This window comes from Photobacterium japonica (assembly GCF_050337005.1).
In the GTDB taxonomy this organism is placed as follows: domain Bacteria; phylum Pseudomonadota; class Gammaproteobacteria; order Enterobacterales; family Vibrionaceae; genus Photobacterium; species Photobacterium japonica.
Genome location: NZ_JAKJSN010000045.1, coordinates 19,890 through 33,625 on the forward strand (window position 1 = coordinate 19,890; position 13,736 = coordinate 33,625).

A 13,736-nucleotide genomic window follows, 5' to 3' on the forward strand; every position below is an offset into this window, starting at 1 on the left:
CTCCTCCTACCCTCCGGCACGGGTTGTGATCGAAAAAATATTTCAGTTTATATTTTTGCAGTTCTAGAGCCAAGAAGGGAGTTGATTTTAGCAATTGAGCCCCTTAGATACTGGGCTGGCGGGAATATATGGCACTCATTTTTTGGCTGGTTAGTGTGTAAATAAAATTTCAATTAATGATCTGAATTTCAGTAGTTTTCATTTTAAGGATCATCGCAATGTGTGAGGTGAGCGGGTTAAGTTGCTGAATTAAAAGGTGTAGTACTGTTTTCTGTAAGCGATTTAGGGGCTGGTAATGATCAAGTAAAGATCACTATCTGAATAGAGTTCATTTTAAAACAATGAGTTAAGTCGGAAGTAATGAGAAGTAAAACTGAAACATCTTTCGACGGTGGTCTTCTGGGATTAGGTTTGGTTCTTTGTTGCCAACTGGGAGGATTTAGCCCTGTGAATATGGAGAGGATAAGGCGAAGTTGGAGGAAGGGGGAGTAATCCGGTGTCGCCACTTTGTCGCCATTTGCTAATTTTAGGTATAAAAAAGGCCACTAAAAAGTGGCCTCTAATTACTCGGAAAAACCGAGTTTATTCTTTACCAAACACGTTGTTTTCTTGCTCTTGTACGCGAATGAACGTGGTGCGTTTTGTTAGCTCTTTAAGCTGCGCCGCGCCAACGTACGTACAGGTTGAACGTACGCCACCCATGATGTCTTGAATGGTGTTGTTCACGGTACCACGGAATGGCAACAGTACGGTTTTACCTTCCGCTGCGCGGTAGGTTGCTACGCCGCCTGAGTGCTTGTCCATCGCGCTCTGGCTAGACATGCCGTAGAACTTCATGAACTGCTTACCGTCTTGTTCAATCACTTCGCCGCCGCTTTCAGTGTGGCCAGCCAGCATACCGCCAAGCATCACGAAATCTGCGCCGCCGCCGAAGGCTTTAGACACGTCACCCGCACATGAACAGCCACCGTCACCGATAATACGACCGCCTAGGCCGTGTGCTGCATCCGCACATTCAATGATGGCAGACAGCTGAGGGTAACCGACACCGGTTTTAACGCGTGTAGTACATACTGAACCTGGGCCAATGCCCACTTTCACGATGTCAGCACCCGCAAGAATCAATTCTTCAACCATGTCGCCTGTTACGACGTTACCTGCGCTGATCACTTTGTCAGGGAAGGCAGCACGTACACGCTGTACGTATTCGACCAAGTGCTCAGAGTAACCGTTCGCGATGTCGATACAGATAAAGATAAGATCATCGCTAAGTGCCATGATGTCTTGGGTTTTTTGGAAGTCTGCATCAGACGTACCGGTAGACACCATTGCGTTGTTCAGTACGCTTGCATCAGACGATTTAACGAATTCAGCCCAATCACTTACCGTGTAGTGCTTGTGAATTGCCGTCATTACGCCGTGCGCCGCAAGGGCTTTGGCCATATTGAAGCTGCCGACGGAATCCATGTTAGCGGCAATAATAGGTACACCAGACCATTGACGACCGCTATGCTTGAATGTAAAATCGCGGGTTAATTCAACTTGAGAACGGCTTTTTAGGGTTGAACGTTTTGGACGAAACAGTACATCTTTAAAACCCAACTTCAAGTCTTGTTCGATACGCATTGGTCATTTCCTTCTATAAATCGACTTTTCTATCGAATAGTGCTTTTCGGCTTTCAGCTACTGGCAGGTAGCGGTGAGATCACCGTAAAGCAGGCACAAAAAAACCGGAGCGTTGGCAGACGCTCCGGTTTTCAGCATTATAGAGCCAGAAACTTTATTAACAAGTCTGATAATCCATTTTTTTTTGTGCTATCCTCACGAAGATATACCCACCAGAAACCATACGCAATCGTTTGTATCGCTTTGTTTTTAGGCGAAAAGTGGCATTTCTGCTTGTGATTCCTCCGTTTTTCTTTCTGTTTATACGCTGTTCACATTCTCCATATTGTTCACTGACGATTTTTTCTTTGCCTGACACCGTAATTTATTTTATCGGCGCTGTGTCGGTATAAACACGGCGGTAAAAACCACCCATAAACAACAGGCATAAAAAAGACCCCGCAAGCGGGGCCGTCGATAACATATGCGCTAAAGTTAGGCGTTAAGCCGATTATGCTTCTGCCTGTACCGCGTCATCGTGTTTGTTTTCAGCATTACCTTGCTCGGTGCACTGTTCGGCTTTTTTAAGCATTACGCGAACAAGGGCAGAGGCGAGTAGGGCAACCACTACCATCACAACTGCCAGCATGGTCAACATGCCAAAGTAATCCCCGTAGAGCTGCTTCACTAAGGCTTGGGTGATCACTTGGCCTTTTTCAAGTGCAATAGAGGTGGAGAACACCGCACCGATAATCCCGCTCAGTGCCATGGCCACAGAGAACAAGCTCACGGAGAAGTTCTCAATGTGTTTCGGGGCCACAGACAGTATGAAGGCCACCACAAGGCTACCCACAATGACTTCGCCAATGGCTTGGAAGAAGTGGATCAGCAAGAATACTTCCGGACGGATCACCACATCTGTGCCAATGGCTTTTACTGCCATGGTGAGAATGCCGAAGGCAATCGCGGTGAGCACAAAGGCAAAACTGATTTTGGTGGCAGTTGAAAAGTGAATGTTACGCTTTTCAAGTGCAGAAAATGTCATGGAAACCAGCGGACCACCGATGATGCACCACAACGGGTTCATCGCCATTGAGGCTTCCGGTGCGATAGGGACTATCCCGAACAGATCGCCACGCATGGTATTGATGGTCACCAAGGTCATGGAGGTCATCATTTGGCCGTAGTAAACAAAGAATGCTGTGGTGAGGGTGGTCATGATCAAAATGGTGCCCATTTTCAGTGCATCCGCTTTGTTGGCTTTCATCATCAGGAAGACAAAGTAACCAATCGCGGCTAAACCAATGGCGTACACAATGTTCTGGCCAATATCCATGTTAGAGAACATGAAGAACACCAAGCCGATCATAGAGGCAGAGATGGCGGTGAACGCGAACCAGTTTTTCACACCAACCGGTTGCTGATCCATGTCTGTGGCTACTGCGATCAGCGGTTTGCGTGATACCAGCAACAGGATGAAGGCGATGGTGGCCATGAGCACAGACAGAGTAAAGCTGCCATTGAAGCCCAGAATGAGCACAAACATCGGGAATAAATACTGCCCCAAGAAGGCACCGATATTGTTGACGGAATAGTTTACCGGGTAAGCGTTTTCAAAGTCTTCTTCACTGTGGAAAGTACGCTTATACAAGCTCGGGTAAGACGGCGACATTAAGCCGCGAGAATAACTGGCAAGGGCAATACCTATCAAGCTCAGGGAAACGTTGAGTGATGAGGCGCCCAGTACCAGCAGTACATAGCCAACGGCAAAGCCTAAGTAACTTATCGTGAGTGAGCGATAGGCGCCCAAAAATTTGTCAGCAATGAAACCACCGGCAATAGCAAACAAGGGGCCGATTGAGGAGAAGGCACCAACGACCATCATGGTGTCGGCTTCGCTGTAATTGAGATCCTCGAGGAAGAATCGAGTCAGGATCACCATCACGCCGTAAAATGATAAACCAAACATCATTTGGCACACCATCATTGACTTATTCAGTCTATTCCACATTGCTGTATCTCTATGTTCATGGAGGATTGAGAAGTGTTAAGTTGTAAGCAAATGTAAATTTGCGAGCTGATGTTAACATTATCAGTTGCTGTGATCTTGTAATGAAGAGTGATTCGTGACGATTTTTAGTGAAAAAATCCATTTATACCTTGGCGATATATTTGCAAAATTGAGGCATCGGTGCTTTCTTATAAGAAGTCATTGTGTAAATGGCTTGGTGCGCGAGGGATAAATACCCAACAGGAAAACGTGGGTAGATAACCAGAGGGAAGAGGAGCAGCAGCGCGGCCAGCGTTGATGAAATGAAAAATAACCAGTTATGTCAGAATTATTATTTTTCGTCGATCTTCTCTTCCATTCTCTGGCAATCCTTGCATAATCCCCCTGATTGGCTGGTTAAGTGGATAGATTGACCTTGTTTAATAGAAGAAAAATAAAACGAACCTTCCCGCTCGATTTTTACGGGGAAGAGGGAAGTTGGCGCTTCATTATTCGGGCAGAAAAGCCAAGTGAAGTGCTGGATGCGATGTACTGGCGCGCATACATTTCGTGCCATCGCAAAGATTTCGATCTGTTGCATATGGCAACGGATAAGTTCAATTACAAATACAATTATTCCAGTGCGGATTCATCCGAGTTGCATTACGCCAGCGCGGGTGCACCATTGCGGGTGAACATGATGGGTCCGATTGTCCCGATTTCTGCCATTTTGGCGAAAATTCATGAGCAATCAGCACCGGAGAACGCTGAAATACTGCGTCCTGCGATGCAATCGTAACTGCACTGCGACATACCGTATTCTAGAACAGGGAGCCTGATGGCTCCCTGTTTCTTTTGGTGACGCTTTGTGTCTTTGAGTCATACGGTGTTTGCACTTTCTTCCGCGTTGTTTACTCTTTTCTCGCATTCTCGCATTCTCGCATTCTCGCATTCTCGCATTCTCGCATTCTCGCATTCTCGCTTCACTGAATAGTATTTTTACCGTGAACCACGTAGAATACGCCCCCTTTGTGAAAGCGGTTGGCAACTAGGTAATCTCGTGATGAAGAACAAATTTGAGCTATTGGCACCAGGCGGTGATATTGAATCCATCAAGGCGGCGATTGTCGCGGGTGCAGATGCCATCTATTGCGGGTTGGATCACTTCAATGCACGTAATCGTGCCGCGAACCTGACGTTTGATGATTTGAACGGGATTGTCCGTCTTGCCCATCAATACGACTGTAAGATCTTCCTTACGCTGAACGTGATTATTCTTGAGCGTGAAATTCCCGCTGTGATTGCGCTGTTAAATCAATTGGTCAACACCAAAATTGATGGCGTGATCCTGCAGGATCTGGGGTTGTTCTATATTCTCAAAAAACACTTCCCAACCTTGGATGTTCACGCTTCTACGCAGGTGAATACACACAACGAAGGCCAAATCCGATTCATGGGACAGCTGGGCGCGTCACGCGTGAACTTGTCACGTGAGTTGAATATCCAAGAAATTAAGCACTTGGCACAGTTTGGTCTTCAACATAACGTGCTGATGGAAGTGTTTGTACACGGTTCTTACTGTATTGGTTTTTCTGGCTTGTGTTACATGAGTTCAGTGCGCAATGGTAACTCGGGCAACCGTGGCCGTTGCAGTCAGCCATGTCGTGATAAATACCAAGTGACTGATACCGGTACCGAACACCCGCTAAACATGAAAGATAACTCGGCCTTTGGTGATATGGCTGCACTGGCTGATGCCGGTGTGTACTCGCTGAAGGTGGAAGGGCGTATTAAGAAATCGCACTACGTGTACACCGTGGTGGATAACTGGCGTCAGCAGATCGATCGTTACTGCAACAACGAAGCGTTGCTGACAGATACCACAGAACTGTACACGGTGTTTAACCGTGACTTCTCGAATGCGTACCTGACTGGCGAAATCAATAAAGGTATGTTTATTGATAACCCGCGTGATCACTCGGTGAAGCATTTCACGACAATCCACAGTTGTACCACGCCAGAATCCGTGCAAGGCATTAAGAAAAAGCTGTACGACGACAAGACAGACATCATCCAGACGGTTGAAGCAAGAACACACGATCTGAATATTGCGAAGTTGCCATTGTCAGTGACAGTTTCTGCGGTAGAAGGTAAGCCATTGTCAGTGACGATCACCGGTGAAGGCTGTGATATGACGCTGACTTCCGATGTGGCGTTGGTACAGAGCCACCGCCCAACACTGTCTCATGATGCGGTACAAAAGTGGGTAGCAGGCTTTGCTAACTGTGAATACGCCATTGCTGAGGTGGATGTATCTGGTGTCGATGAAAGCCTGTACATGCCTTATAAAGAGCAGACTGAGATGCGTGAGCAGATTGCTATCGCATTGAATGGCGGTAAGCCGTTAGTCGCGCCAGTGACGCTGCCAGCATTCACGTCTGCGGAAACTGAATCAGAAGCAGCGAATGAACAAGCCATCCCGTCCCTGAGCGTGTTGATTTCTTCTGTTGAAGATGTGGCATTGGCTGCTGAGTCTGATGCGACCTTGTACTACCAGATGCCAGAAGCCATGGCGATGAACCTGACTGCGATGCAGGATCTGTTCAGTGCGAATCCACATCTGATCCCATGGTTCCCTGCTATTCTGATTGGCGATCACTACCAAGCGGCTGTGACCTTCCTAGAGACGGTTAAACCGGTGCGTATCGTAACCAATAACTTCGGTATGGGCTTTGCGGCGCATGCGTTGGGTATCGATTGGATTGCTGGCCCGCACATGAACATCACCAACTCGTATAGCTTGCTGTGTCTGAAAGAAGAGTTTGGCTGTAAAGGCGCGTTCATTTCAAATGAAATTAACCGCACACAGGTGAAGCAGATCGTCAAGCCAGCAGATTTTGAACTGCACTACAGCGTGTATCACCCCATCATGTTGATGACCAGTCGTCAGTGTTTCTTCCTCCAGACTGTCGGCTGTAAGAAGAAGCGTTTTGATGACAAGTGTTTGCGCAAGTGCGACAAAACAGCGTCGATCCTGAGCCTGAAAGGGGAAAACTTTGTGTTGGCTAAACAACGTGGTGATCACAATGCCATGTACAGCCAGACAAACTACCTGAATACGGATGTGATGGCCGATCAGCCATTGGTATTAAACGGGGTGATGATTGATTTGCGTAACATCAAAACCGATACAAAGATCAGTGGAAACAAAGCCGATGTGATTGCCGCATTCCAGCAGCAAATCGCCCAGCAAGATGGTCAGCCGCTGCACGCGATGATCACGCCGTCAACCAAGGCGCAGTACAAGAAAGGTCTTTAACGGGATCCTAGATGCGAGAAACGAGTGCCTAGAATTTAGTTCCTCGTGTTTCGTGCCTAGAACCTATAGAACTATAGGTTCTAGGTTCTAGGTTCTAGGTTCCAGAATCTCCTTCCAGATTTTCTTATAAAAAAGCCCAAGTCGCATTACACGACTTGGGCTTTTTTGATCTTGCAGAAGCGCAATACGCCTGCACGGTTTATTTCACCGCTACGCCATGCCACTGATAGTGGTTGTTCGGCTTCTTGCTGACAATGCCTTCTTCCATAAATTGGCTGAACAGCTCATCCACTTCTTCACTGCTGACTTTCAGATAACGGGTTACGGCACGTTTGGTGCAGTTCACCTGATTGGCACTCAATGCATCAATCGCTTGCTCGTACAGGCTCTTCGGCGCTTCAGGCTCCGGTGTCGGCTCTGGCGTGACCTCTTCCATGTGTGTTTCATAATGCGTCGTTGGTTGAGACATGGTGTGCGATAGAAGCTCAGGTTGCTTGGCTTCCGTGGTGTATGCATCAATCGTGAACGGGTGAACACGGCGGAACTGATTGCGGAAACGCAGCTCTTCACCGATCAAACCCACGAAGAACGCGGCAAAGAAATCCAACAAGACAGACAGGAACACCACCAACCCTAACTGGGCGGTTTGGGTTTGTACGCTCATCGACTTGGCCAAGCTATCAATCAAGCCCACCACCGAGCCTTGGCTCACTACTGGCAAGCTGTCGCGTTCTGCAGCAAGGTCGAGCTGCTGCTGACGCAGTTTGTCGTTCTCACGCTGAATGCGCGTGACGCCCGTCGCGATGCGTTCCATCTGAATGTATTTTTCAGCGGCTTCATTGTTAAGCGCAATTTGGTTATCAATCGCTTCAATCTGCATGTTGTAGCTGTTGATTTTGCTTTGCTGCACATTCACATGGCTTTGTGCTTGGTTAGTCGCGCTGTTGATACCCCCGATAGACCCACCAATAGAGATCGCCGCCAGTACCGCATAAAAGGCAAAGGCTGAAATCGCACCGGCATAGTTACGGCGTGCACGACGCTCGCCAAACTCATACCAGGCAAAAAACTTGCCGAGTTCAAAGATGATGGCCAAGCCACCAAACAGGATCTGCATGATAGGGTCTTCGTCGATAGACAAAAACAGCAGCAGCGAGAAAATGATCGAAGCAAGAATAGACGCACCGGTAAAACTGTACACGGTACACATTGCAAATTTACCCTTCGGGTATCTAATTGGTAAGTTGTCGTCGTAAAGCATATAAAATTATTGCAACAAACATCGTTGCCCAGGTTGCGCTCACCGGCTCCTACCTATTGTGCAGGCCACTAAGCAAAAAAAAGGTGGCTAAGGATACCGCAAAATGGCCTACGAACCCTTATAAAATAAGGCTTTCGCTGTTTTTACGCTGGATCTTTACACAGTGCTTGCATAACTGTTCAAATAGTAGGCGTCTCGTTTTTGTCAAACGTACCGAGTGTGCTAGAAATGCGCATTTTTATGCTGTCACGGCGTAATGTTGCTTAACTGTAAATTTCCTTTTGGCGGTAGAGCAAGTATGCTCAAAAGAGGCATATCGGTATCAGTGAGCAAGACGGAGGTAAGGCAATGTATGTGATTACCGAGCACGAAATTTCCGATCCCACCTTGTTTTGGCAACAGGCCAGTGGGACATTCACGCATCCGCCATTGGGGATACAGTTACGCTCTGCGATCGTGCTAGAAAGAGAAACACTGTGTCATTGCATGTGGGAAGGGGAGTCGCTGCAAGCGATACGCGAATACCTTGAACCTGCCCTCGGGGGCGCCAGTACCAATACCTATGCAGAGGTAGATCCCTACCGTGCGATTGGCTAAATAAGCGTGAGATCGCGAGAGAAAAACAGAAACAGAGAAAATAGAGCAATAGAAAGAGAAGCAGACAGAAGAGAAAAGGCCGTGTTGGTGAGCAACACGGCCTTTTTAAATGCGGTTATTTCAGTGTGCCGTTATCGGACCATGAATATACGCCGGCTGCGGACACTTACTTTTTGTAAGAGTGAGCAACGTTGTCGATGCGCTGGTTAGCACGCATTGCTTCTTGGTAAGCCGCGTCAGATGCAGTTAGCGCATCGTTTACTGCGCCAGCCATTGCGTCTTGTTGAGTTTGAAGAGTAGAAACTTGCTCAGAAAGCGTATCGATTTTGTTCGTTAGCTGGCTTAGTTGCTCAGCTTCTTCAGTGCTTGAACAACCCATAAGAGTTGTGCTTAGAATTAGACCAGTAGCAAGTGCAATAGAACGTTTCATGGTTATCTCCATTGTGGATTTTGTTATTTTTGAAAATGTATCATTGTACAAAACACGCATATTGTAACAATAATCTAGACATTGAAGTCAAAGTTTTTTTCGTGCCTTCATTCATCTGAATGATTATTCACGGCAAAAACAGATTGTTATTTCATGGTCATCATCGTGTGTTTTACACCGGTTGACGCATCGTTCTTGTTGATGTGAATTGTGGATGTTTTATGTCAGGGGAATATCAGAAGGATTAAAAAAATACCAAATAACAATCACGTATGTTGTTTTTTCGACTGTGTTGGGTGTGTTTTGTTCGATGTGGTGTCATGGGTAAATACACAGTGTGTAGCGGAATGTTACTTTGCTTTGTCTTTTGGCCTAAGATGTTATCAGCGAACAAATATAAAGCATTGTTGCTATTGTCGATTTATTAATAGATTTTTTAGGAATAAAAGATTGCATATTTAAGCGTATAGAAAATAAAAAAGGCGGGTGATTAATCCGCCTTTTGTGAAATATACGTTTTGGCTAAGGCTTATTTGCCTGCGATATTTAGCTTGTTAAAGCGAATGATCGGGGCGAAGAAATCACGTGAGTGATCGTGCTGTAATGTATCGCCGACCGCATCAATGGCTTTGATCATCTGATAGAAGTTACCTGCAACGGTAATGCCGCGTACAGGCTGCACGCGTTTACCGTCACGACACAAGAAGCCGCTCGCACCGAATGAGAAATCGCCGCTGACCGCATCGGCACCAGAATGAACGCCTTGCAGTTCAACCAACTCCAGATATTCGCCGGCCGTCACGTCTGCGTGTGAACTGGTACCCGTAGCAATCACGGTATGACGACCAGACACACCCAAGCCACCTTTGGCGGAACGTGCACCGTTAGCGGTATTCTCAATGCCAAAATAGCTGGCAGTGTGGCTGTTATGTAGCAGGCTTTGTAGTTGGCCTTCACCGATCAAAATGGTATCGCGTGTGGCATAGCCTTCACTGTCGAACGCTTTAATCGACGAGCCGCCTTCCACATAGGCCGTGTCAGACACCGTCAGCAGTGGGCTGGCCACCATGCTGTTTACGCTGTCACGCCATGGGTTAATGCCTTTCATGGCGGATTGGCCAGAGAAGCACATACCAAATGCACCCAGCAGGCTGCTTAAGCAATCTAGCTCGAAGATTACGCTGTAGCTGCCCGTCGTCACCGGTGCACCGTCAAGCAGGGCTTTCGCCATGTCGTAACCATGGTGAATACAGTAGTTGGCATCCAGTTCATCAAAACGACGACCGGTTGACATGCCACCGTGCATCGCTTGCTTACCGTCTTTCTCATACAAGGTGTACGCGTAACAGTAGGTAGAGCGTTCTTGGTGGTAGCAGCGGGTGCCCAAGGTGTTCGCGAGGATCACTTGGCTGTCGGACTCACCAAACCCGTTATAAGGCGAAGAACTGGCGTTCGGCAGGGCGACAACACCGCTTTCCAGCGCTAGCGCGAGTGCGATTTTGTCATCAACCGATGCGGTATCGGCCTGATAAATTTCAGGGCGATCGGTGGTGAGGGTGCTGTTGGCACAGCGGATCTGTTGATGGGCATCTTGCTGGGTGAAAGTCGCGTTCACCAAGGCTTGCTCTACCATGAGATCCAAGCTGGCGGGCTCAAGTGATTCAGAGTAGCTGGTGGCAACGCGTTGATCTTTCACCACACGAACACCAATGACTTGGCCAGACGTGACTTTGTACTCGTCCAATTCGCCGGCATTGGCTTTTAAGGAAAAATTGTTGCTGCCACTGGCGATCACATCGGCATCGGCACCGGCCGCTTTTACGCGTTCCAGTACTTGATCGATCGCGGCTTGAAGTTGTTGTTGATCCGCCATTAGTTACCCCCTACAAGAATGTTGTCAACTTTGAGCGCTGCTTGGCCAACGGTGGTTGGCACGGAGCCACTGACCGATCCACACATGCCGGCGGCGAGGGCGAAATCATTGCCGACCATGGAAATCTCTTTCAGTACTTTTGGACCAGTACTGATCAAGGTGGCGGATTTCAGCGGTTGTGTGATCTTACCGTTTTCAATCAGGTAGGCTTCTTGTACGGCAAAGTTGAATTCACCGGTGCCTGGCTGTACCGAGCCGCCGCCCATCTTCTTGGCGTAGATACCACGTTCAACCGTACTGAGCATCTCTTCTAGTGAGCTGTCGCCGGCTTCAATGAAGGTATTACGCATGCGGGAGGTTGGGGCATATTTGTACGATTCACGACGGCCAGAGCCAGTCGGTGCGAAACCGGTTTTGCGAGCGCCCATTTGGTCAACCATGAAGCTGGTCAGTTTACCGTCTTTGATCAACTGGGTGCGCTGGGTTTCCATGCCTTCATCATCGATGTTGATCGATCCCCATTCATTTTCCATGGTGCCATCATCCACGGCGCTGACCGCAGGGTGGGCAATCATTTCGCCCATCTTGTCATGGAAGACAGAGGCTTTTTTCGCGACCGAAGTGGTTTCAAGCAAGTGGCCACATGCTTCGTGGAAAATAACGCCACCAAAGCCGTTGCCGATAATCACGGGCATTTCACCGGATGGGCAGTTCGCCGCAAACAGTTTTACCATGGCTTGTTTCGCCACCGTGTGACCCAGTTCGTTGGCATCCAGACGGGTATTAAACTCCCAGCCTGTCAGTGCCCCCGGGGCTTCAAAGCCCGTTGACTGCTCGCTGCCGTTCTGAGCAATCGCGGTGGCTGCTACGCGGGTATAGTGGCGGGTATCACCAATGTGTAAACCGGTAGAGTTGAAGATTTCGATTTGTTGTTCACGTTGCAGAATGCGGCCAATGAACTGATTGATTTTTTCATCTTCCGCACGGGCGGCAGTATTACATTGGCGCAGGAATTCAATTTTTGCTGCAAGGTGGCCGTCTTGACTCAGTGGCTGTTGGCACTGATGTTTGTTGGCATAACGGCTGAGGTTCAGTGAGCCAGCTGTCGCGATTTGATCGCGCTTGTCTTTGGCGGCAAGCAGGTCGGTGACGCGTTTTAGCTCTTCTTCGTCGGTGCTGTTGGTGTAGCCATAAAGCACTTTGTGACCAAAAAATAGGCGCACGCCGATCCCGAAGTCAATCCCGGAGTTGATCTTGTCAATCTCGCCGGAAATCAGCTCAACAGAGCTCGACTGATGGTGTTCTACGAATAATTCGGCAAAATCCGCACCGAGAAACAGTGCGTGATCAATAACCGCCTGGGCGGTTGCAGGGTTAAGCATAGTTGCTCCTTGCGTCGTATCAGCCTGATGGCTCAGGCTGTGAATGATTCATGTGGCAGAGCAGCAGTAACGCTCGCGACTGTGCCGACATGAAAAATAAACACTCTGATGTTTTCATTGAAATGAAAGCATTATGTAATCAGATTGTTTCTTTGTTTGCGAGTTTTTATGGGTGATAGTGCTAGTTCGCGTAAAAATTGGGTTATTTTTCACTCGTCATCGCACAAAGGATTTGTTCCAGCTCATCCCACGGCAGCAATTCTTTGTTGATCACTTCAATGCGTGATTCAAAGCCTTCCAGTGTTAGCTCATTCACTGACACCACTTGGTTGACCACGTTGAATGCAAAACAGCCCCGTTCGGTATTCACCACGGCTTTCACACGCTGTGCATTAAGATTAGTCAGTAGTGAGAAAAGTTGTGAGAAATCGAACAGTTGCTCGGCGGCAAAGAACCAGCCACAACTGCGGTAGCCTTGGCCGCTGTTTTCTTTGCGCACGAAGGTCTGCCCCGGCGCCAGTTCAAAGCCCGGCAGTGGTGCCGCTTCTTCGCTGTCTGCATGGTGGTGATGATCGTGACTGTGTGCGGCGTGACGGGCTAAACGCTCAACCTCCAACCATTCCAGTTGCAATTTACCTTGTTCAACCTGACCCACGACCGCTTTTTTCGGTTCGATTTGCTCAACGTAGGTTTCAAATGCGAACAGATCGTAATCTACACATTCATCGACCTTGTTCGCCACAACCACATCGGCCAGTGCAATCTGATCTTGGAAATTCTGATTATCGGTGTACAGGGTGTCAGAGAAGTGACGAGGATCCACCAGCGTAATCGTCGCTTTCAAATCGATGTATTGTTGGTAGGTGTCAGAGGTCAGCTTGCTGATGATCTCTTTTGGGTGCCCAAGGCCGGTTGGCTCAAGCAGCAGGCGGTCGGGTTTTTGTGCCAGCAGGGCATTGATGCCGACAGACATCGGTAAACCTGCCACACAGCACATGCAGCCGCCWGGGACTTCTTTCACGATGGCACCTTGCTGATCAAGGATCGCACCATCGACACCGACGTTGCCGAATTCATTGATAAGAATGGCCCATTTTTCATTTTCTGGCTTACGCGCCAAAAGTGACAAAATGGCCGTGGTTTTACCCGCACCAAGGAAGCCGGTAATAATATTGGTTGGAATGCGCTTCATAGATTCGTTTTATTCATCCTGATTGGTGGCTGTCATCATATCACTTAGGGTCTTGATGCGTTAACCGGTCACTTTCAGTCGTTGGAT

At 48.1% G+C, this 13,736-nt stretch carries 10 protein-coding genes; 3 read left to right on the forward strand and 7 right to left on the reverse strand.

Annotated elements, in window-relative coordinates; all coding sequences use genetic code 11:
* Positions 1–582 precede the first annotated feature (582 nt).
* On the reverse strand, positions 583–1,626 hold the full coding sequence (locus L4C36_RS17000; protein WP_428478998.1) for a GMP reductase: 1,044 nt from the start codon (positions 1,624–1,626) through the stop codon (positions 583–585).
* A gap of 490 nt (positions 1,627–2,116) precedes the next feature.
* A complete protein-coding gene (locus tag L4C36_RS17005; protein ID WP_428478999.1) occupies positions 2,117–3,616 on the reverse strand; it encodes an MFS transporter in 1,500 nt (499 codons plus the stop codon).
* A 400-nt stretch (positions 3,617–4,016) separates the two neighbouring features.
* On the opposite strand from L4C36_RS17005, the gene L4C36_RS17010 reads away from it, so the two are divergent.
* Both L4C36_RS17010 and L4C36_RS17015 read left to right on the forward strand, forming a co-directional pair.
* Positions 4,017–4,394: a hypothetical protein gene (locus tag L4C36_RS17010; protein WP_428479000.1), complete on the forward strand. Its 378-nt coding sequence runs from the start codon at positions 4,017–4,019 to the stop codon at positions 4,392–4,394.
* A 264-nt stretch (positions 4,395–4,658) separates the two neighbouring features.
* Positions 4,659–6,914 carry a peptidase U32 family protein gene (locus L4C36_RS17015; RefSeq protein ID WP_428479001.1) on the forward strand — a complete coding sequence of 752 codons (2,256 nt, stop codon included), beginning with the start codon at positions 4,659–4,661 and terminating at the stop codon, positions 6,912–6,914.
* Between the two features lie 199 nt (positions 6,915–7,113).
* On the opposite strand, the gene L4C36_RS17020 is transcribed toward L4C36_RS17015, so the two are convergent.
* On the reverse strand, positions 7,114–8,175 hold the full coding sequence (locus L4C36_RS17020) for a Preprotein translocase subunit SecY (protein ID WP_428479002.1): 1,062 nt from the start codon (positions 8,173–8,175) through the stop codon (positions 7,114–7,116).
* Between the two features lie 348 nt (positions 8,176–8,523).
* Between L4C36_RS17020 and L4C36_RS17025 the strand changes: the two genes are divergently transcribed.
* Positions 8,524–8,772 carry a hypothetical protein gene (locus L4C36_RS17025; protein WP_428479003.1) on the forward strand — a complete coding sequence of 83 codons (249 nt, stop codon included), beginning with the start codon at positions 8,524–8,526 and terminating at the stop codon, positions 8,770–8,772.
* Positions 8,773–8,938: 166 nt separating this feature from the next.
* Here the strand turns inward: L4C36_RS17025 and L4C36_RS17030 are convergent, their stop codons facing one another.
* The 4 genes from L4C36_RS17030 to L4C36_RS17045 all read right to left on the reverse strand — a co-directional run bounded on the left by L4C36_RS17030 (position 8,939) and on the right by L4C36_RS17045 (position 13,649).
* Positions 8,939–9,202, reverse strand: a complete 264-nt coding sequence (locus L4C36_RS17030; RefSeq protein WP_428479004.1) for an Lpp/OprI family alanine-zipper lipoprotein — start codon at positions 9,200–9,202, stop codon at positions 8,939–8,941.
* 529 nt (positions 9,203–9,731) lie between these two features.
* The gene (locus tag L4C36_RS17035) at positions 9,732–11,075 is read right to left on the reverse strand and encodes a TldD/PmbA family protein (protein WP_428479005.1); all 1,344 of its coding nucleotides are present in this window, start codon (positions 11,073–11,075) and stop codon (positions 9,732–9,734) included.
* Positions 11,075–12,457 (reverse strand): TldD/PmbA family protein, encoded by a 1,383-nt coding sequence (locus tag L4C36_RS17040; protein WP_428479006.1) that lies wholly within the window; start codon positions 12,455–12,457, stop codon positions 11,075–11,077. The genes L4C36_RS17035 and L4C36_RS17040 overlap by 1 nt, the downstream gene beginning before the upstream one ends.
* A gap of 202 nt (positions 12,458–12,659) precedes the next feature.
* Positions 12,660–13,649 (reverse strand): CobW family GTP-binding protein, encoded by a 990-nt coding sequence (locus tag L4C36_RS17045; RefSeq protein WP_428479007.1) that lies wholly within the window; start codon positions 13,647–13,649, stop codon positions 12,660–12,662.
* Positions 13,650–13,736: the final 87 nt, after the last annotated feature.